General features: G+C 73.6%; 13 protein-coding genes. 8 read left to right on the plus strand and 5 right to left on the minus strand.

All coding sequences use genetic code 11. From position 1 onward, the window contains the following. Positions 1 to 787: 787 nt before the first annotated feature. The 4 genes from AAFN69_RS22350 to AAFN69_RS22365 are packed head-to-tail and all read left to right on the plus strand — an operon-like array spanning position 788 to position 4,714. Positions 788 to 1,726: an NADP-dependent oxidoreductase gene (locus tag AAFN69_RS22350; protein ID WP_347730431.1), complete on the plus strand. Its 939-nt coding sequence runs from the start codon at positions 788 to 790 to the stop codon at positions 1,724 to 1,726. Then, positions 1,723 to 2,868 (plus strand): glycosyltransferase, encoded by a 1,146-nt coding sequence (locus tag AAFN69_RS22355; RefSeq protein WP_347730432.1) that lies wholly within the window; start codon positions 1,723 to 1,725, stop codon positions 2,866 to 2,868. The genes AAFN69_RS22350 and AAFN69_RS22355 overlap by 4 nt, the downstream gene beginning before the upstream one ends. Positions 2,869 to 2,921: 53 nt before the next feature. Further along, positions 2,922 to 3,650, plus strand: coding sequence for a class I SAM-dependent methyltransferase (locus AAFN69_RS22360; RefSeq protein ID WP_347730433.1), 729 nt, complete (start codon positions 2,922 to 2,924; stop codon positions 3,648 to 3,650). Positions 3,651 to 3,685: 35 nt separating this feature from the next. Continuing rightward, positions 3,686 to 4,714 carry a hypothetical protein gene (locus AAFN69_RS22365; RefSeq protein ID WP_347730434.1) on the plus strand — a complete coding sequence of 343 codons (1,029 nt, stop codon included), beginning with the start codon at positions 3,686 to 3,688 and terminating at the stop codon, positions 4,712 to 4,714. A 159-nt stretch (positions 4,715 to 4,873) separates the two neighbouring features. Here AAFN69_RS22365 and AAFN69_RS22370 read toward each other — a convergent pair whose 3' ends face one another. From AAFN69_RS22370 to AAFN69_RS22380, 3 genes are all read right to left on the minus strand, one after another. Continuing rightward, positions 4,874 to 5,086: an acyl-CoA carboxylase subunit epsilon gene (locus AAFN69_RS22370; RefSeq protein ID WP_347730435.1), complete on the minus strand. Its 213-nt coding sequence runs from the start codon at positions 5,084 to 5,086 to the stop codon at positions 4,874 to 4,876. A gap of 84 nt (positions 5,087 to 5,170) precedes the next feature. Continuing rightward, on the minus strand, positions 5,171 to 5,926 hold the full coding sequence (locus tag AAFN69_RS22375) for an SMI1/KNR4 family protein (RefSeq protein WP_347730436.1): 756 nt from the start codon (positions 5,924 to 5,926) through the stop codon (positions 5,171 to 5,173). 154 nt (positions 5,927 to 6,080) lie between these two features. Continuing rightward, complete coding sequence (locus tag AAFN69_RS22380) at positions 6,081 to 8,114, minus strand: M4 family metallopeptidase (protein ID WP_347730437.1); 2,034 nt, start codon at positions 8,112 to 8,114, stop codon at positions 6,081 to 6,083. A gap of 606 nt (positions 8,115 to 8,720) precedes the next feature. Here AAFN69_RS22380 and AAFN69_RS22385 point away from each other — a divergent pair. From AAFN69_RS22385 to AAFN69_RS22395, 3 genes are all read left to right on the plus strand, one after another. Next, positions 8,721 to 8,873 (plus strand): hypothetical protein, encoded by a 153-nt coding sequence (locus AAFN69_RS22385; protein ID WP_347730438.1) that lies wholly within the window; start codon positions 8,721 to 8,723, stop codon positions 8,871 to 8,873. 137 nt (positions 8,874 to 9,010) lie between these two features. After that, positions 9,011 to 10,099, plus strand: coding sequence for a saccharopine dehydrogenase (locus AAFN69_RS22390; protein ID WP_347730439.1), 1,089 nt, complete (start codon positions 9,011 to 9,013; stop codon positions 10,097 to 10,099). Then, entirely contained in the window at positions 10,096 to 10,740 is a 645-nt protein-coding gene (locus tag AAFN69_RS22395; protein ID WP_347730440.1) for a TetR/AcrR family transcriptional regulator, read from the plus strand. Before AAFN69_RS22390 ends, AAFN69_RS22395 begins: the two co-directional genes overlap by 4 nt. 51 nt (positions 10,741 to 10,791) lie before the next feature. On the opposite strand, the gene AAFN69_RS22400 is transcribed toward AAFN69_RS22395, so the two are convergent. Then, positions 10,792 to 12,573, minus strand: a complete 1,782-nt coding sequence (locus AAFN69_RS22400) for an ABC transporter ATP-binding protein (RefSeq protein ID WP_347730441.1) — start codon at positions 12,571 to 12,573, stop codon at positions 10,792 to 10,794. A gap of 71 nt (positions 12,574 to 12,644) precedes the next feature. Then, on the minus strand, positions 12,645 to 14,540 hold the full coding sequence (locus tag AAFN69_RS22405) for an ABC transporter ATP-binding protein (protein ID WP_347730442.1): 1,896 nt from the start codon (positions 14,538 to 14,540) through the stop codon (positions 12,645 to 12,647). Positions 14,541 to 15,123: 583 nt separating this feature from the next. Between AAFN69_RS22405 and AAFN69_RS22410 the strand changes: the two genes are divergently transcribed. Then, on the plus strand, positions 15,124 to 17,919 hold the full coding sequence (locus tag AAFN69_RS22410) for a VCBS repeat-containing protein (protein WP_347730443.1): 2,796 nt from the start codon (positions 15,124 to 15,126) through the stop codon (positions 17,917 to 17,919). Positions 17,920 to 17,977: the final 58 nt, after the last annotated feature.

Here is a 17,977-nt window from a genome sequence, read left to right on the forward strand (position 1 = left end):
GGCTCGCGCCCCGAGCCGGGCGCGATGACATCACGGCGTGATGCCGTGGAGTGATACGCGGACCTCCTCCGCGTACGCCCGTACCCCCGGCCGGATCCCCTCCCGGCCGGGTTTCGCGGTACGAGGAGCGGATCCGCGCGACGGCCGGACCCGGGGGCGCCCACCGGCGAGGAAGCCGGCCCGGCGCCCGCCGGCGGAGACCGGAGACCGGAGACCGGAGACCGGCGCCCGGCGCCCGGTGCCGGGAGTCCGCGACGGGACCGGCGACGGAGCCGGTGCGGGGTGACCCGAACGGAGCCCGGTCCGAGGACCGGCGCCCGGACCGCCACGGGGCCGGGGCGAGACCGCCACGGGGCCGATACCGCGACCGCCGGCCGGGCCGCCGGCACAGGGATCGTGCGGGGAGAGTGCCGGGAGACCGGCAGAGCCGCCGGCCGGAGGACCGGCAGAGCCGCTGGTCACAGGCCCCGCCGAAGCCCATGGGCACACCCTCCGCCCATCCGCGGACCCCGCGCACACCTCCCCGGCGCCCGCGGACCCGAACTGAATTGGACGCTCCCTCCAGCCCCATGACCCACGGTGGTGACGCACGGCGGCCACCAGCGTGCCGCGGCGCTCCGGAGAGTGCCACGGCATCGAAGTCACTTCTGCCCCGCCGGCAACACCCCGGCCCACCTTCCGCATCCCCTTGTTCACCATCGCGCCCATCGGAACCAGCCGCCACCACTGACCAGCGCCACCGCAGACGTTCATCCCCCACCGGGTTCATCCCCTCGGAAGGAACACCATGAAGGCAGCGGCCGCATCGTCGTTCGGATCGCCGGATGTTCTGAGACTCCACGACCTGGACGACCCCACCGCGGGCCCCGGCGAGGTCCGGGTACGCGTCAAGGTCGCCGGTGTCCAGCCGTTCGACGCCGCCATCCGGCGCGGCTGGGCACCGGCGTTTCTCTCGGTCCGCACACCGGCCGTCCCCGGCAATGAGTTCGCCGGAGTCGTCGACCAGATCGGCGACCGGGTGACCGGTGTCGAGATCGGCGCCGAGGTGCTCGGCTACAGCACCCTCGATTCCTATGCCGAATATGTCGTCGTCCCCGCCGACCAGATCGTCCGCAAGCCCGCCGCGATGCCCTGGGAGGTGGCGGGCGGCTTCTCCGGCAACGGCCAGGGCGCCCATCTCGTCCTCCAGGCCCTGGGTGTGGGCCGCGGCGACACCCTGCTGATCAACGGCGCCTCCGGGGCGCTCGGCACCATCGCCGTCCAACTCGCCCTCCACTGGGGCGCCGCGCGGGTCATCGGCACCGCCAGCGCGCCCAACCACGACTACCTCCGCTCGATCGGCGCCACCCCGGTCGAGTACGGCGACGGCCTGGTGGAGCGGGTGCGCGCGGTGGCGCCCGGCGGTGTGGACGCGGCACTGGACGCGGCCGGGGCGGACGCCCTGCGCGCCAGTGTGGAGCTGGTGAAGGACCGCAACCGCATCCGCTCCATGGTCGCGCTGGACGAGGCCAAGGAACTCGGCATACCCCTGCTCGGCCCGGGAAGATCCGCCGCCCGGCTCCAGTCGGTCGTGGATCTGTGGAACGAGGGCGGCATAAAGATCCACATCCGGGCCGCGTACGCCCTCGCCGACGCGGCCGAGGCGCACCGCGCGATCGAACTCGGCCATGGACGGGGGAAGATCGTCCTTCTCGTGGACCACACGCTCGCGGACCACGCGTCATGAAGTGCCTCGTGGTCTTCGAGGGCGGCCCCGGTGCCATCCTCCCGCTGATTCCCCTGCTCCACGGGGTGCGCAGCGCCGGGCACGATGTCATCGCCGCCGCCCACAAGGAGGCTCTGCCCACCCTGCTCGAAGCGGGGATCCCCGCGGTCGCCGCCCCGCAGAAGTCCCCGAAGGACTACCGCGAGGTCAAGGAGGGAAAGCTGGTCCCCCTCACCGGTGACCTGGAGGAACGCGCCGCCGTGCTCGGCCGCACCGCGGCCCGGATGGCGGTGGACAGCTACCACGACCTGCTGGAGCTCTCCGGCCGGTGGCGCCCGGATCTCATCGTCGCGGGACCACTCGCCTACACCGCCGCGATGCTCTCGGCCGAGCTGAACATCCCCTGCGCGGCCGTCGAGTTCGGCTTCGCCGAGCCGCTGAACTGGCACCGGGAGACGGTCAAGGCGCTCGGCGAGCTGGGCTTCGACAGCCTCCCCGACCCCGAGCTGTCACTGATCATGTGCCCGGAGGAGATCCGGCACGGTGACGACACCGCCTTCCGCCGGCTCGCGGGCGAGCCGATGCGGTACGTCCCGTACTCCCCGGCCCGGCCGCTGGAGCCCTGGATGGTCACCAAGGGATCCCGGCCCCGGGTCTGGGTCTCGGCGGGATCGCGGGTGGGCACCGACTACGCGCTCGACCATCTCGGCGGGCTGATCGAGTCCGCGGCCGAACTGGACGTCGAACTCCTCATCGCCACCCCCGATGACGTCGCCGCCCATCTCGGCCCGCTGCCGGAGCACGCCAGGGCCGGCTGGCTCCCCTTCGACCTGCTGGCCTCCACCTGCGATCTGGCCGTGCACCACGGCGGGGGCAGCACCATGCTCGGCTTCGCGTCCCACGCCATCCCGCAGGTCATGATCCCCAATGTGCCGGAGTTCGAGGAGTACCTCGCCCCGATGGCCGCCACCGGGGCGGCCAAGGTGCTCTCCGCCGGGGAACAGACCTCCGCCGCCGTGGTCGCCGCCTGCCGGGAACTGCTCACCGATCCCTCGTACCGGCGCGCCGCCGCCGTACTGCGGGACCGCATGCGCTCCGCGCCGTCCCCCCGGGATGTCGTGGTCCGCCTCGAGGAAATCGCCGCCGCGGGTGTCGGCGGCTGAACACAGCACGCGTACGGCACCACCCGGAAGAGGAAATCCGAGGGAGGAACGCGATGTTCGACAGTGAGCAGTCCGCCGAGCTCTACGACCTGCTGTACCAGGACCGCAAGGATTACGCGGCGGAGTCCGCCCGTGTCCATGCCATGATCCGTAAACACAAACCGGACGCCACCAGCCTTCTCGATGTGGGCTGTGGCACCGGAATCCACTTGTCCTCCTTCGCCGGGATCTTCGGCGATGTGGCCGGGGTCGAACTGTCCGAGACCATGCTGGAGCGGGCCGCCCGGCGGCTCCCCGGAATTCCCCTGCATCTCGGGGACATGCGGACATTCGACCTCGGCCGCCGCTTCGACGCCGTGGTCAGTCTCTTCAGCGCGGTCGGCTATGTGAGCACCGCCGAAGACCTCACCAGCGCGATTGTCGCGATGTCCCGGCATCTTGCCGATGACGGAGTCCTCGTCATCGAGCCCTGGTACTTCCCCGACACCTTTATCCCGGGATATGTCTCCACCCACGCGCTGAAAGACGGCGACCAGGGGCGGGGCATAGCGCGGGTGGGTCACTCGACCCTGGAGGGGAATCGCACGCGGATCGAGATTCACTATCTCCTCTGCGACACGGAGAAGGGAATCGAGCACCACACCGATGTGGACCGGCTCACGCTCTTCTCCCGAGCGGAGTACGCCGAAGCATTCCGCGCGGGCGGACTGCGGATGGAGTACCTCGAAACCGACGACAGAGGTCCCGGCTTCTTCGTCGGAAGCCGTATACAGCATGGCTGAGAAGCCAGAGTAAGTAACGGGGTTCCATGAACAGAATGCGAATAAAGCTCGCCCTCACCGCCGTTGTCGCGGCGGTTCTGGTGGCCGGACAGAGCGTCCCGGCCTCGGCGGCGGGCACGTACACGGAGATGAACACGCTGCCGGGCGGCAGCACCAACCGGGCATTCGGCATCAACAGCAGCGGAATCGTGGTCGGGGATTCCAACGCCACCGCCGGATCCACCGTCATGCGCGCCGCGAAGTGGAACAGCGCGGGCGTCATCACCGATCTCGGCACCCTGCCGGGAGACACCTCCAGCACGGCGTTCGCGGTGAACAACCACGACACCACGATCGTGGGACGCTCCACCGGCACGCTGGAACGCGCCGTCCGCTGGGACGCCGGCGGCACCATGACGGTCCTGCCCGGAGTCGCCGGGGCGGTCAGGACCCGCGCGTACTCGGTCAACAACAGCCGGGTCACCGCCGGCTTCTCCGTCACGGCGGACGGCAACTGGCACGCCATGCGGTGGGGCGCGGACGCGGTGGCCACCGAGCTCCCGGGCCTCCCGACAGCGGTGTCGACCGGAGCCACCTGGATCAACAATCTGGGTGTCACCGTCGGCGCGTCGGCGACACCGGACGGCGTCAACCACGCCGTCCGCTGGAGCTCCGGCGGCACGGTGACCGCGCTGCCGGCCGTGCCGGGGTATCCCACCACCGCCGCGACGGCGATCAGTGACTCCGGCATCTCCGTGGGCGGAGCCAGTGCCACCCCCGGCGGGCCGCCCCGCGCGGTCCTCTGGAAGGCGAGCGGCGCGGTGGTGATGCTGCCCATGTACCCGGGTGACACCGCCAGTTACGCCTTCGGGGTCAACAACAGCGGCTGGGTCATCGGCTACTCGCTGACCCCGGCGGGCAAGCACCGCCCGGTGCTCTGGAAGCCGGCCGGCACGGTCCACAACCTCACCCTCGGATCGCCCGGCGGCGGGGACCCGTACGGCATCAACTCGGCGGGCACCGCGGTCGGGGTCGCCAGCCCCGACGGCGGACTGCCGCAGCGGGCGGCGGTCTGGAGCCCGTGACCGAGGGCTCCCGGGACCGGTGAACAGCCGGCCCCGGGAGCCCGGAGCCCCGAGGGCGGCGACCGGTCGCCGCCCTCGGGACAGAGCCGGCCGCGGGACGGAGCCGGCACATGAGAGGGCCGCCCGTGCGCACGGGCGGCCCTCGTCACACGAAACCCGCTAACGCCAGCTGTGCGGCGCCTGGTAGCCCGGGTTCCGCTCCTGCCGCCGCCAGCCCGCGACGGATCGTTCCCCGGAGCCCGTCTCCCGCCGCTCGCGCTCCTGGCGCGCGATGAGGGAGAGCACGGTCACGGCCACGGCGGCGAGTTCTTCCTCGCCCGCCCGGCCGTGTTCGAGGCGGATCACGGTTCCGTTGTCGATGTCCTCAGCCACAGGCCCTCCCGGAGTTTTCCGCCACGGTCGGTGCCGCCGGTCGAGGCCGGCTCGAATCCCGCTCGCGGGCGGCCCGGGGGCGCGTCACCGCGGCCGGCCCCGGGGGCACCCCGCGTCCACCCACGCCGTCAGATCGTCCGTCACCGGCTCGCCGCTCGCCGCGATGTCCCCGTCCACCGCTCCCAGCCCGAGCGGATACACCGACGACCGGTCCCGGCCGTGCCGGCGCATGAAGAATCCGACGCCCCCGCCGTCGTCCCCGACCAGGGTCCAGTGCGGTGCCCGCCGGGCGATCCCGAAGGTCTCGTTCCGTTCCCGCAGGCTGTGCGGACCGTAGATCAGCACCCCGCCGGGCAGCAGCACCCCCGGTGTCGACCGCCACAGCCGCGCCACCGACGGATTCGGCCCGTCCCCGAGACCGGACTCGCGCGCGGTCCACACCGCGAGGAACCCGGCGAAGGACTCCGCCACCCGCTCCTCCTCCCCGGTGAAGTGGTCGCGCCGCACCACCGGATGCTCCACCCCGGCACCGCCGGGAACGAAGGAGTGGAGATCGCCGCCGTCCTGCTCGGCGAAGAAGGGCAGCCGGCCGCCCTCCGGCCGCAGCGCGTGGTGGAGCGGCACGCTCGCGCACGGATCCGGCTCCACCGTCCCGAGCTCCGCGCCGCCGAGGGTGCCGTCCCCGTACTCCCGCAGCCACCAGCGGTACGACGGCGACAGCGGCCCGGTCACCGCCTCCGCCCGCTCGATGGCCGCCTCGGATCTGCCGCGGCCGGGGTGTGCGCGGATCAGCGGTGAGCCGGTGATCAGTTCGCGCAGGAGTACGAGATCGGGGTCCATGCGCCCCGAGTCTGCCGGACGGGCTCCGGACTCGGGGCCGTGGGCTCCGGCCGGGCACAGCCGAACGCGCCCGGGGTGCGGTGAGCACCCCGGGCGCGCGGTCACCGGCCGATCGGAAGCCGGCCCGCCGCCCCACCGGCGGGCCGGAAGCGGTTCAGAAGGTGAGCTTCACACTGTTGATGTAGCCGGTGTCCTGCGCGGCCCGGTCCTGCGCCCGCAGCCGCCAGACGCCGTTCGCGACCTCGGACGAGGCATTGACGGTGTACGTCTCCTGGACGTTGTCCGCCGAGTCGTTGGCGCTGTACGGCTTCAGCGGGTAGACCGTCCCGTCGGGGGCGACCAGATCCACCACCAGGTCACCGCGCCAGGTGTGCACGATGTCCACGGCGACCTTCAGCGCGGCCGGGGCGTTGCCCGTCACACCGGAGACCGTCACGGCCGAGGTGACCGCGGCGCCGTTGTCCGGGATCGCCACATCGGCGGTGTTCTCGAAGGAGGGACCGCCGGGGTTGCCGCCGCCGGGCCGCGCCCCCACATTGATGCCCGCCCAGGCGTCCGTCACCGACTTGACCTCGGCGCTGGTGGCCCCGTACAGCTCCGTCGCCACCGCGATCGTGCCGGTGCGCGCGGCCGCGTAGTTGGTGGTGGAGGTGAATTTGGTGGTGAGCGCCTTGTACCAGATCAGCGCGGCCTTCTCGCGGCCGATGCCGGTGACCGGCAGCCCGTCCGAGGTGGCGGAGTTGTAGGTGACTCCGTTGACCACCTTGGTGCCGCTGCCCTCGGAGAGGGTGTAGAACCACTTGTTGGCCGGGCCGGAGGAGTAGTGGACGTCCACGCTTCCGATGCCGGAGTACCAGTAGTCCTTCGACGAGCCGTCCCGGCTCGGGGTGTCCATGTACCGCAGCGGGGTGCCGTTGCCGCGGATGTCGATCTTCTCGCCGACCAGATAGTCGCCCGGGTCCGACGCGTTGTTCGCGTGGAACTCCACGGCGGCGGCGAAGATGTCGGAGGTGGCCTCGTTGAGCCCGCCGGACTCACCGCTGTAGACCAGCTTCGCGGTGTTGGAGGTGATGCCGTGCGTCATCTCGTGCGCGGCGACATCGAGCGAGGTCAGCGGCTTGGCGTTGCCGGCGCCGTCGCCGTAGGTCATGCAGAAGCAGCTGTCGGTCCAGAAGGCGTTGACGTAGTTGTTGCCGTAGTGGACGCGGGAGTACGCGCCCACGCCGTCGCCCCGGATACCGCTGCGGCCGTAGACGTTCTTGAAGTAGTCCCAGGTGGCGCCGGCGCCATAGGCGGCGTCCGCGCCCGCGGTCTCCAGGTTGGCGGCCTGTCCGTTGCCCCAGACGTCGTCCGGTCCGGAGAAGAGGGTGCCGGTGCCCGAGGTGCCCCGGTTCAGGTTGTTGGTGCGGTGGTTGCCGCGCCCGCTGTCGGTGAGGCTGAAGGTGCTGCCCGACGCGGTGCTGCCGAGGGTGACCTGGCCGCTGTACTGGGTGTTGCCGGTGCCGTTGTGGACGGCCTGCCACTCGTACAGCTTCTCGCCGGTGTCCGCGTCGGTGACGACATGGAGCTCGTTCGGGGTGCCGTCGTGCTGGAGGCCGCCGACGACCGTCTCGTACGCCAGCACGGGCTTGCCGCCGGCGCCGAGCCAGACGACCTTGCGCGGGGCGCGCTCGGCGGCGGTCTTCTTCGAGCCCTCGGCCTTCGCGCGGCTCACCGCCTGGCGTTCGGCGGCGGCCGGGGCCAGAACGGCCCTGGTGTCGATGTTCTTCAGCACGGCGCGGCTGGCCCGGCCGACCGACTCGGTGGCGCCGGCCCGGGTCTCGGCGACCACGAGGTCGCCGCCGAGGACCGGCAGTCCGCCGTAGGTCCGCTCGTAGCGGGTGTGAGTGGTGCCGTCGCGGTCCTGGGTGACATCGCGGACGACGAGCTTCTCCTGGGCTGTGAGGCCCAGTTCCTTCGCGGTGGCGGCACTCGCCGCGCTCCGGGCCCGTATCAGCTCGGCGCGGCGGGCGGGGGTGAGGCTCAGCGGCAGTGCGCCGGGGTCGGCCTTCCCCGCCTTGGCGGGGGTGGGGGGCGCGGCCGGGGCGGCGCCGGCCACCGAGCCGGTCTGGAGGCCGACGGCCATGACAGCGGCGGCGGCGATGATCGCGGCGGCCGCCCTGGTGCGGCGGTGGGAGGTGGGTCTCACGCTGACTCCTTCTGCGAGGGGGGTGCCGGACGGCGGGCCTGATCCGTCCGGGCAGAAATGTGCGGAGCGATCTGGTGCGTGGAGCGGGGGAAGAACGGGGGAAGACTGACAGGCGTGGCTTACTCCTGTCAGGGCCGCGTCAATGAATTGGCCGGAATTCGTTCGTTGACCGATGAGTTGTGTTCGTTGAGCGGACGTTTCAGCGGTATTGCGGATATGTGCGCGCCGGGCCGCCTGGCCTGAACCTGCGGGGTGCGCGGGCGTCGGCGGGGTGTCGTGGCGGTGCCATGGAAAGGGCTTCCGGGGCTGGCCGGCCGGGGTGCGCGCGCATGGCCGGTAAACGCGCGTTTACGGGGGCGGGTGTCCGGATTTCGGTACGCGGCGGGGTGGGGGAGCGGCACGGGAGGGCGCCGGAGGGTGTCCGTCGGGCGGGCGCGCGCGAGTGAGGGTGGGACAAGCCCAACCCGGCATCCGTGTGCGGGAGTTGTACCGGGGTGGCGGTTGGCGGCACGGCGGCCCTACTGTCCATGCACCGCCGGTGTGGCGGTGACCGCCGGCGCCGACTGCCGCCCCGCCGGCGCGGCCCGTGTCCCAGGAGGTCCACTCATGAGCATCCGCCGTCTCTCCCTCGCCCTCGCCGCCCTCGCCGCCGCCGGATTCCTGATCGGGGCCGCCGGGCAGCTCGCCAAGATCGTCATCCCCGAGGGGCACGCGTCGCACTCGGCCGGCGCGATGAACAAGGCCGAGCCGGTCGGCTGAGCCCCGCCTCTCCCGGGCCGGGGCCCGGCCGATGCGGCACCCGGCCGGGTGCGGCGGAACGGCCGCCGCGCCCGGCCGGCGGTGTGTCCGCGCCGGGGTGTCGCGCTTTTTTGGTCGGGTGACCTATATTGGCTCTCATGAACGATGAGCTGACACTCGACCCCACCGGCCCGGTCCTGCTGGTCGGCGGCTACGGCACGGTCGGAGCCGAACTGGCCCGGATGATCGCCCCCGCCCGGCCACTGCTGCTGGCCGGCCGCACCGTCGAGCGCGGCGAGGCCCTGGCCCGCGAGACCGGCGCCCGGGTGGTGCGCTGGGACCTGGCCGCCGCCGAGCCCTTCACCGCCCGGGTGAGCGCCGTGATCGCGGTGGTCAACGACCCGGACGACCGGGTGCTGCGGGCCGCGATCCGGGGCGGTGTGCCCTATGCCGACCTGGCCCGCTGGACCGCCCGGGTGCAGCGCGCCGCGACCGTCGCCGCCCTGCTCCGGCCCGCCTCACCCGTCCTCTTCTCCTCCGCCTGGATGGGCGGCATGGCGAGCCTGGTCACCGCCGCGCTGGCGGACCGGCTGGGCGGCGCGGACACCGTCGAGACCGCGATCCGCTGGGACCTGGGGGACCGCGCGGGCGCCGACTCGATCGAGTTCATGGACCGCCTCGGCCTCGACTTCGAGATCGTCCAGGACGGCCGGCGGCGTACCGTGATGCCGCTCAGCGACAGCCGCCGGGTACGCGTCGGCGCGGCGGAGACCAGGGTCGCCCGGATCGACACCCCCGAGCAGTTCACCCTCCCGCTCACCCTCGGCACCACCACCGCGGTCACCCGGATCGGCTTCAGCTCCCCCTCCTCCACCTCCGCCCTGCTGGCCGCCGGAAGGGCCGGCTTCTTCCGCTGGGGCCGCGGCGAACGCTTCACCTCCGCCCGCCGCGCCCTGCTGTACGCCCCCGGCGACGGCGGCACCGCACAGCTGCGGACCGATGTCACCCACGGGGGCCGCACCCTCACCGCGACCGTCACCGACCCGGCGGGCCAGGCCCATCTGACCGCCCTCGGCGGCCTCTTCGCCCTCCACCGGATCCTGGGCGCGGACGGCGCCCCCGCCCCGGCCGGTGTCACCTTCCCCGAGCAGACCCCGCTCCCCGCCGGTGTGCTGGAGCACTCCGCCGCCCAGGACGTCACCATCGAGGTCGCGGAATCCGCCCCGGCCGCCGCGAGGGCCGCGTGAGCGCCGCCGACGGCCCCGCGGGCAGGCGCCCGGCCGCCGGTACGGGCAAGGGCGAGCGCAAGCGCGCCGAACTCCTGGACGCGGCCGAGGGCGTGCTCCTCACCTCCGGCCACGCCGAACTCTCCATGCGCGCGGTCGCCACCGCCGCCGGGGTGCGCCTGGGCCATCTCCAGTACTACTTCCCGGCCCGCTCCGACCTGGTCTCCGCCGTCCTGGCGCGGATCCTGGACAACTCCCTGGAACGCCTGAGCCCACTGCTGGGCGCAACCGCCCCCGACCCCGCCGGGATCGTGCGCGCGCTCCTCGCCGACCAGGACGATCCCCAATTGGTGCGCCTCTTCACCGAAGTGTGGGCGCTGGCCGCCGTGGACGACACGGTGGCCCCGGCGGTGCGCGGCTTCTACGGCGACTATCTGGACCGGCTCACCGGCCATCTCCGGCTGCACTGCCCCGAACTCTCCGCCCCGGCCGCCCGCGCCCGCGCGGCCGTCTTCGTCATGCTCATCGAGGGAGCCGCCCTCTTCCGCTCCGGCGTCGCGGCCCACCGCACCCCCGAGACCGACGCCGAACTCATCGGCACCGCGGTGCGCCTGCTCACCGCCCCGGCGGACGGCCCGCGACAGCCGCCCGGGTGTCCGTGACCCGACCGGGTGACCACCGCGGTCCCGCACGGGCACCCGGGGACCCCCCGCTCACCGCGCGGGCTCCCCGGCGCCGTGCCAGGAGTGCCAGAGGGCGGCATAGGCGCCGCCGGCCGCCACCAGGTCGTCATGGGTGCCGAGTTCGGTGATCCGGCCGTCCTCCATCACCGCCACCCGGTCCGCGTCATGGGCGGTCTGCAGCCGGTGCGCGATGGCGATGACGGTACGGCCCTCCAGAAGCGCGGCCAGCGCCCGCTCCGTGTGCCGCGCGGTCCGCGGGTCCAGCAGGGCGGTCGCCTCGTCCAGGATCAGCGTGTGCGGGTCGGCCAGCACCACCCGCGCCAGCGCGAGCTGCTGGGCCGAGGCGCCGTCCGGCCGGTACCCCTCCGGGCCGAGGCCGGTGTCCAGGCCCCCGGGCAGCTCCCTCGCCCACGCGGCGCCGACCGCGTCGAGCGCCGCCCACAGTTCGGCGTCCGCCGCGGACCCTGCGGCGATCCGCAGATTGTCCCGGAGCGTGCCCAGGAACACATGGTGTTCCTGGGTGACGAGGACGATCTGACGGCGCAGCCGCCCGGGGTCGAGTCCGGCGACCGGCACCCCGCCCACCGTCACCGAACCGGTCCGCGGTACATCCATGCCCGCCAGCAGCCTGCCCAGCGTGGTCTTCCCGGCCCCCGAGGGCCCCACGATCGCCAGCTGCTCGCCGGGGCGGACCACCAGATCCACTCCGTGCAGCACATCGGGCCCGCCGTCATGGGCGTACCGGACACCGGACACCTCGATCCGGTCGTCCGCCGGGTCGGCCGCACCGGCCCGCGGTGTTCCCGGGACCAGGCCGAGTCCCTCGACCCGGGCGAAGGAGGCGCCGCTGCTCTGCATCTGCTCCACCCGGAACAGGATCGTGTCCAGCGGCTGTTCGAGCTGGCGCAGATAGAGGGCGGCGGCGACCACCGTGCCCAGGCTCAGCGTCTCCTGCCGGAGCAGCGCGCCGCCGGCCAGCAGCACCCCGGCCACCGGGATCAGATAGGAGATGTCCACGGCCGGGAAGAGCACGGTGCGCAGGAAGAGGGTGCGCATCCGGGTGGCGCGGCATTTCTCGATCGACTCCCGGCAGGCCGCGATCCGGCGCCGCTCCAGCCCGAGCGCCTCGATCGTGCGGGCCCCGGCCGCGGTCGCCGCGAGCTGTTCCGCCAGTACGGAATTGGCCGCCCCCTCGGCGAGATACGCGGTGAGCGCCCGGCGCAGATACCAGCGGGTGGCGCACCAGACGCTCAGCAGGCCGAGCACCCCGCAGGCGCCGAGCACCGGGTCGAGCACGAAGACCGCGACCAGGATGAAGAGCGCCTGAACCCCGGCGATCAGGACCTCCGGCGCGGCGTCGCGCAGGGTGGTGCCGACCGCCGCGACATCGGTGGTGCCCCGGGTGGTCAGATCGCCCGTACCGGCCCGCTCCACGACCGGTACGGGAAGCGCGAGCACCCGGTCGGCGAACCGCTCCCGGATCCGGGCCAGCGTCCGCTCGCCGAAACGGTGGCCGAGGAGACCGGCGTAACGCGCCAGCACCAGCTGGGCCAGTGCGAATCCCAGCATGGCGAGCGCGAGCCGGTCCACGGCGGCCGGCCCGGCGCCGCCCCTGACCTCGTCGATGATCCGGCCGACCAGCCACGGTCCGGCGATTCCGGCACCGGCGGCCAGCGCGTTGAGGAGGACGATCGCGGTGAAGGCCCGCCCGTCCAGCCGGATCAGCCGGAACGCCGCCCGCCGGACCACCGCCGGACCGGCGACGGGCAGTGCCCCGCCCTCCTGCGCGGGCCCGGTCCGTGCCGCTGTCATGTCCCTCTCCTTCTCCTCCGGTACGGGTACGGGTACGGCTCCCGGCACCCCGGCGCCTGTGCCCGCCGCGCTCATCGGACGGCCTCCCGGGCCGGCGGAACGGACCCTCCGGCCCCGTGCCCGCCGTCCCCGAGCCCATCCGTGCCATGGCCATCCGTCCCCTGGCCGTCCGCTCCGTGCCCGCCGTCCCCGCCCCCGTCCTCCGAGCCGCGTGTGACCAGCAGCCGGTAGCCGGGCCGGCCCCTCAGCAGCTCCCGGTGGGTGCCGACGGCCGCCACCGACCCGTCGACGAGGTAGTACACGGTGTCCGCCCGGTCCAGTACGAGCGGCGAGGTGCTGGTCACCACGGTGGTGCGGCCCGCCCGCGCGGCATACAGCCGCGCCGCCATCGCCGCCTCGGTGTGGGTGTCGACCGCCGAGGTGGGCTCGACCGCGAGCAGGATCTCGGGATCGGCCAGCAGGGCCCGCACCAGGCGGATCCGCTGCCGCTGCCCGCCGGAGAGACTGGCGCCCCGCGCGGCGACCTCCGAGTCGAGTCCGCCGGGAAGACCGCGTACGACATCCTCGGCCACCGCCGTGTGCAGGGCCCGGCCGATCTCCTCCTCGTCCCTCTCCCGGCGGCCCGAGACCAGATCGCGCAGTGTGCCGGCGAAGAGATCCGCCTCGTTGTCCGCGACCAGGATCCGCTCGCGCAGCCGCGCGCGGCCGATCCCGTCGAGCCGCACCCCGCCCCAGGTCGCGTCCGAGGCGGTGAACCGGCCGAGGCGGTCCACCACGGCCGCGGACTCCGCCGGCCGCGCGGAGGCCAGTACGGTCAGCCTCCCCGGCACCACCTCCACACCGGACGCGGGATCGCACAGCACCGACCCCGCCGCGGGCCCGTCCCCGGCGTCGTCCGGCTCAAGCGGCCCCGCGCCGGGCCCGGCTGACTCGGCGTCCGGCTCACGCGATCCGGCGTCAGTCTCACGCGACCCGGCGTCCGGCTCCATCGAGAGGAAACGGATCACCCGGCGGGCGGCCACCAGCCCGCGGCTGATCTCATAGGCGCCCTCGATGAAGAAGGCGACCGGCACCGCCAGGACGGCCGCGTACCCATAGGCGGCGGCCATCTCGCCGACCGTGATCGCCCCCTGTGCGGCCATCCGGGCCGCGAGCCAGGTCACCACGCCGAGAAAGAGCACCGGAAGGCCCAGCCCGAGCGCCTGGATCCAGCTCGTCACCGCGCCCACCCGATACCCCTCCGCGCTCAGCTCCCGCGAGCCCCGGCGGTACCGCTCGGCGTACACCTCCTTGCCGCCGATGCCGTTGAGCACCCGCAGACCCCCGGCGATGTCCACGAAACGGGCCGTGAGGTCGCCCTGGCGTTCGCGGTACGCCGTCTCGGCGCCCTGGAGCCGTCCCAGCAGCGGACCGATCAGCACCGCGAGCAGCGGCGCGCCGAGCAGCACCACCAGGGCGAGCAGCGGTGAGATGGCCAGCAGCAGTACGGCGACCACCCCATAGGCGATGACCCCGCCGAATCCGGGGCCGGTGATGGTCAGCGCGGTGGCCATCATCCCCACATCGCCGAATCCGATCGTGACGACCTCCCCGGCCGTGACCCGGCGCGGCAGCGCCCCGCCCAGCCTGGTCGCCTGCCGGACCACGACCTGGACGGAACGGAAGACGGCGTCCAGCCGCACCCTGGTCATGACGCGGTGCCGCATGACGCCCACCCACGCGTTCAGCGCGCCCGCGGCCAGCAGCGCGGCGGTCCAGCCGGCCAGCACGGGCCACCGGCCCGGGGCCAGACCGTCGTCGACGGCCCGGGAGAGCAGATAGGGCGCCGCCGTCAGCCCGACCATCCACACGGTGCCCAGCAGGGCTCCCGCGGCGACCCGGCGGCGCTGACTCACCACCAGCCACCAGAGGTAGCGTGCGGCGCCGCGGCAGTCCGGAGTGCCTGGATCCGTGTACGAGTCCGTCATTCACCGAGTCCCTGTGTTCGTCCGTCGGCGGCCCGGGGAAGCGGGCGGTCGAACCGGGATCCCCGGTGCCTCCCACCGGGAGCATCGCAGCGGGCGAGTGATGGGCGCACCGGGTTTTCCGGGTGCCCCGCCCGGCGGACCGCCCGGCGTCCGGGACCACCGGCCCCCGGCCGCCGGGGTGTTCACCGGGCCCGGGGCAGGGGCTCACGGGCATGCCGGAGCGGACCGGGCCGGGGTGCTCCGGGCGGCGGCACGGCCCGCCGGTGGGCGGCCGTGAGCGCTGGTCACAGGGGGAGACCCGGCCGGGAGTCGAAGGGTTGTACGTGATCTCGGATCTTCCGGCGCCGCCGGCATGGGAGTTGTCGCTGTCGAGCGGCGCGGCGGTGGACCTTCCCGGCTCCCCGCCGACAGCACGGCGCCGGCCGGGCTGTTAGCATCCGGCGAATTGCATGGGTGTACCAACGGTCTGGGGAGACCGGAGGTGCCGCCGCCGGACATCGCACGGTGATGAGCTCCGAGCGGCCTCATGCCTCATGACTTCTTTCCGCTGCCCTCGGGCAGTCAGGTTCTGGGGAGGACCCTGTTGACCGAATCGACTCAGCCGCGCCCGAGCGCGCCGGCCGGCCCGGCGAAGGGCGTACGCCGGGGAGCCGCCGCGGCGCTGGTGCTGTCGGTCGGGGCGGGCCTGCTGGCCGCCGCCCCGCAGGCGGGGGCGGCTGCCCCGCCCCGGACACCGGCTCCGGCGCAGCCGCGGGCCGCGGCGGAGACCGTACTGCCCGGCACGATGCGGCCCGCGCCGCGTGAGGCGAGGATCGGCGGCCACGGCCAGTCCGGATTCGTCTCCAGGCCGGAGGGCTCCACCGTCCACCGCTGGACGGAGTACGCCACGGGCGAGAGCCGCGATCTTCCCTGGCTCACCGGCCAGTACGCGCCCCGGCCCAGCGCGGCGGACACCCTGTACCAGGTCTCGAACGGGAAGTACCTCTTCACCGGTCCGGACGGCGCCGATCAGGGCTCGGTCACCGTCCCCCGCGAGCTGCGCGTCCATCGGGTCGCCGGTACCACCGTCATCGCCGTGGAGATGGACGCCGCGAGCTCGCGCGCGATCTGGCTGCTGAAGCCCGGCCCCGACGGCACCACCGTCCGGCAGGAGGTCGGCGGCTTCCCGGGCGCCAGGTCGGTTGTCACCTTCACCACACGGGACGCCCGTACCGCCCTGATCACCTATCGGCCGGCCGACACGACGGCGGCCGGCGTGTACCAGGCGGCTCTGATCGACCTGGACTCCGCCCGCATGACGCCGGTCTTCGAGCCCTACTCGGTGCGGGACTTCGGCAGGTATCTGCTCTCCGACGACTATGTCGGCCGCCGCGCGGCCACCGGTGAGATGCACCTCCAGAGCCGCCGGAACCCGGACGCCCCGGCGATCACCCTCACCGCGGAATCCCTGGCGGGCACATTCGAGCATGTCCTCGTCGGCGACCATGTGGTGGCCCGGGAGACCGGCGCGCTGGGCGCCCTGGTGGCACTGCCGCTCGACGGCGGACCGCGCGAGCGGCTGCTGCCGAAGTCGCACGGTCTCTCCTCGGGCGGCGGCGCCGCGATGGGCGCGGACGGATCCGGCGTCTGGGCGGGCGGCACCGGCGCGGAGGACTGGGCCCTGCACCGGGTCACCCGGGGAGCCGGCGGCGCCCTCGCCGTCACCAGGCTGGCCGAGGTGCCGCGGATCGAGGCCGCGGTCACCGGTCTCGCCCTCTCGCGCTCCACGCTCACCTGGACGGACCGCACGGCCCCGGCCGCGCACGAGACGCAGTTCAAATCCCGCACGATCCCCGCCGGCCCCAACCCGCAGGCCGGTCCGGTGCGTCCGGGCGCCGCCTGGGAGCCGCCCTGTGCCGTCACCTACGCCTGCGCGCCGCTGTTCGGCACGGGTGACGGTTCCGTGGTCCATCAGTCCGGCGCCCGGCTGTTCCGGCAGGACGCCGCCGGCAGGGTCACCGAGACCACCGTCCCCGGGCCCGCCGGTAACACCGTGCTGAGCGCCGCCGGGCCCTACACGCTGACCGGCCCGGCGGAGGGGTCGGTCTTCCTCACCGACTGGCGCGAGCCCACGGCGGCACGCCAGGAGTACCGGGCGGTGTCCGCCGCGCTCTGGGAGGGGCAGCTGTGGACCGCGGCGAAGCCGGGCAGGCTCACCATGACCCGGCTCGGCTCCGCCGATCCGGCGGTCACGGTCAACACGGGGACGGACTGTCTTCCCGATGAGCTCCAGGCCGTGGGCCGCTGGGTGTACTGGAACTGCGCCGCCGAGAGCAAGGCGGGTGTCCTGGACCGGGCCCGCGGCACCTCCGTCCCGGTGGACGGCAGTCCGGCGCTGCTGGGCGACGGCGTACTCGTCCACAAGGACAACACCGGGCCGGATCTGTGGCGCACGGTGCTGACCTCCGGCAGGGCGGTCACCGACCGGCTGGGACAGATCACCGCCGGCGAGAACGGCCCCCTCGGCGACCACAGACGGCTCCACTGGACCCTGGACCCGCACACCAACCGGGTCGCGTACACCGGTCCCCGGGGCGCCATCCACCTGGTGGAGACGGCTCCCGCCGCCGCCCCGGCGGTCCGGGACCACGCCGGTCTGGACGGTGTCGGCGATCTGCTGGCGCTGACCTCCTCGGGTACCTTCACCTTCCATCAGGGCACGGGCACCGGCGGCTACGCCGGGAAGGTCTCGGGCGCCGGCTGGAAGCCGAGGACGGTGGCCGTGCCCTTCGGGGACCTGAACGGCGACGGCTGCAACGACGTCCTCGTACGGCTGCCCGACGGCGAACTCCGCGCCCACCGCCCCGGCTGCGGCAAGGCCCTCACCCCGGCCTCCCCGTCGGTCTCCCTCGGCAGGGGCTGGACCGCGTACAACGTCCTCACCTCACCCGGTGACCTCACCGGCGACGGACGGGCGGACCTGCTGGCCCGCAAGAGCTCCGACAACACGCTCCACCTCTTCGCCGCGAAGAGCGACGGCACCCTGGCGGCCGGGAAGAAGATCGCCTCCGGCTGGACCTACACCCTCACCGCGGGCGCGGGCGACCTGAACGGCGACCGGGCCGGCGATGTCGTGGCCCGCGACAGGACCGGCGTGCTCTACCGCTTCGACGGCACGGGCAAGGGCACCCTCAAGGCCCGGGCGAAGCTCTTCACCAACTGGGGCACCTCCTACAACACCATCACCGGCGCCGGGGACATCACCGGCGACGGCCGGCCCGACCTGGTCTCCCGCGACACCGCCGGCAACCTCTACCGCAACAACGGCGACGGCAAGGGCTCGTTCGGCGCCCGGACGAAGATCTCCGGCGGCTGGAAGGGCTGGACGGGCATCTTCTGATCCCCCGAGCACACCGCTGTGCCCCCGGCCGCCGTGCGGCCGGGGGCACGGTCGTGTC

The organism is Streptomyces sp. CAU 1734 (genome assembly GCF_039888735.1).
Lineage (GTDB): Bacteria > Actinomycetota > Actinomycetes > Streptomycetales > Streptomycetaceae > Streptomyces.

Excerpts from the sequence above, each read along its gene's own strand:
- AAFN69_RS22375 (WP_347730436.1), bottom strand. The coding sequence starts at position 5,926 with ATGGACCCCGATCTCGTACTCCTGCGCGAACTGATCACCGGCTCACCG.
- AAFN69_RS22390 (WP_347730439.1), top strand. The coding sequence starts at position 9,011 with ATGAACGATGAGCTGACACTCGACCCCACCGGCCCGGTCCTGCTGGTC.
- AAFN69_RS22355 (WP_347730432.1), top strand. The coding sequence starts at position 1,723 with ATGAAGTGCCTCGTGGTCTTCGAGGGCGGCCCCGGTGCCATCCTCCCG.
- AAFN69_RS22405 (WP_347730442.1), bottom strand. The coding sequence starts at position 14,540 with ATGACGGACTCGTACACGGATCCAGGCACTCCGGACTGCCGCGGCGCC.
- AAFN69_RS22350 (WP_347730431.1), top strand. The coding sequence starts at position 788 with ATGAAGGCAGCGGCCGCATCGTCGTTCGGATCGCCGGATGTTCTGAGA.
- AAFN69_RS22400 (WP_347730441.1), bottom strand. The coding sequence starts at position 12,573 with ATGACAGCGGCACGGACCGGGCCCGCGCAGGAGGGCGGGGCACTGCCC.
- AAFN69_RS22385 (WP_347730438.1), top strand. The coding sequence starts at position 8,721 with ATGAGCATCCGCCGTCTCTCCCTCGCCCTCGCCGCCCTCGCCGCCGCC.
- AAFN69_RS22365 (WP_347730434.1), top strand. The coding sequence starts at position 3,686 with ATGCGAATAAAGCTCGCCCTCACCGCCGTTGTCGCGGCGGTTCTGGTG.
- AAFN69_RS22360 (WP_347730433.1), top strand. The coding sequence starts at position 2,922 with ATGTTCGACAGTGAGCAGTCCGCCGAGCTCTACGACCTGCTGTACCAG.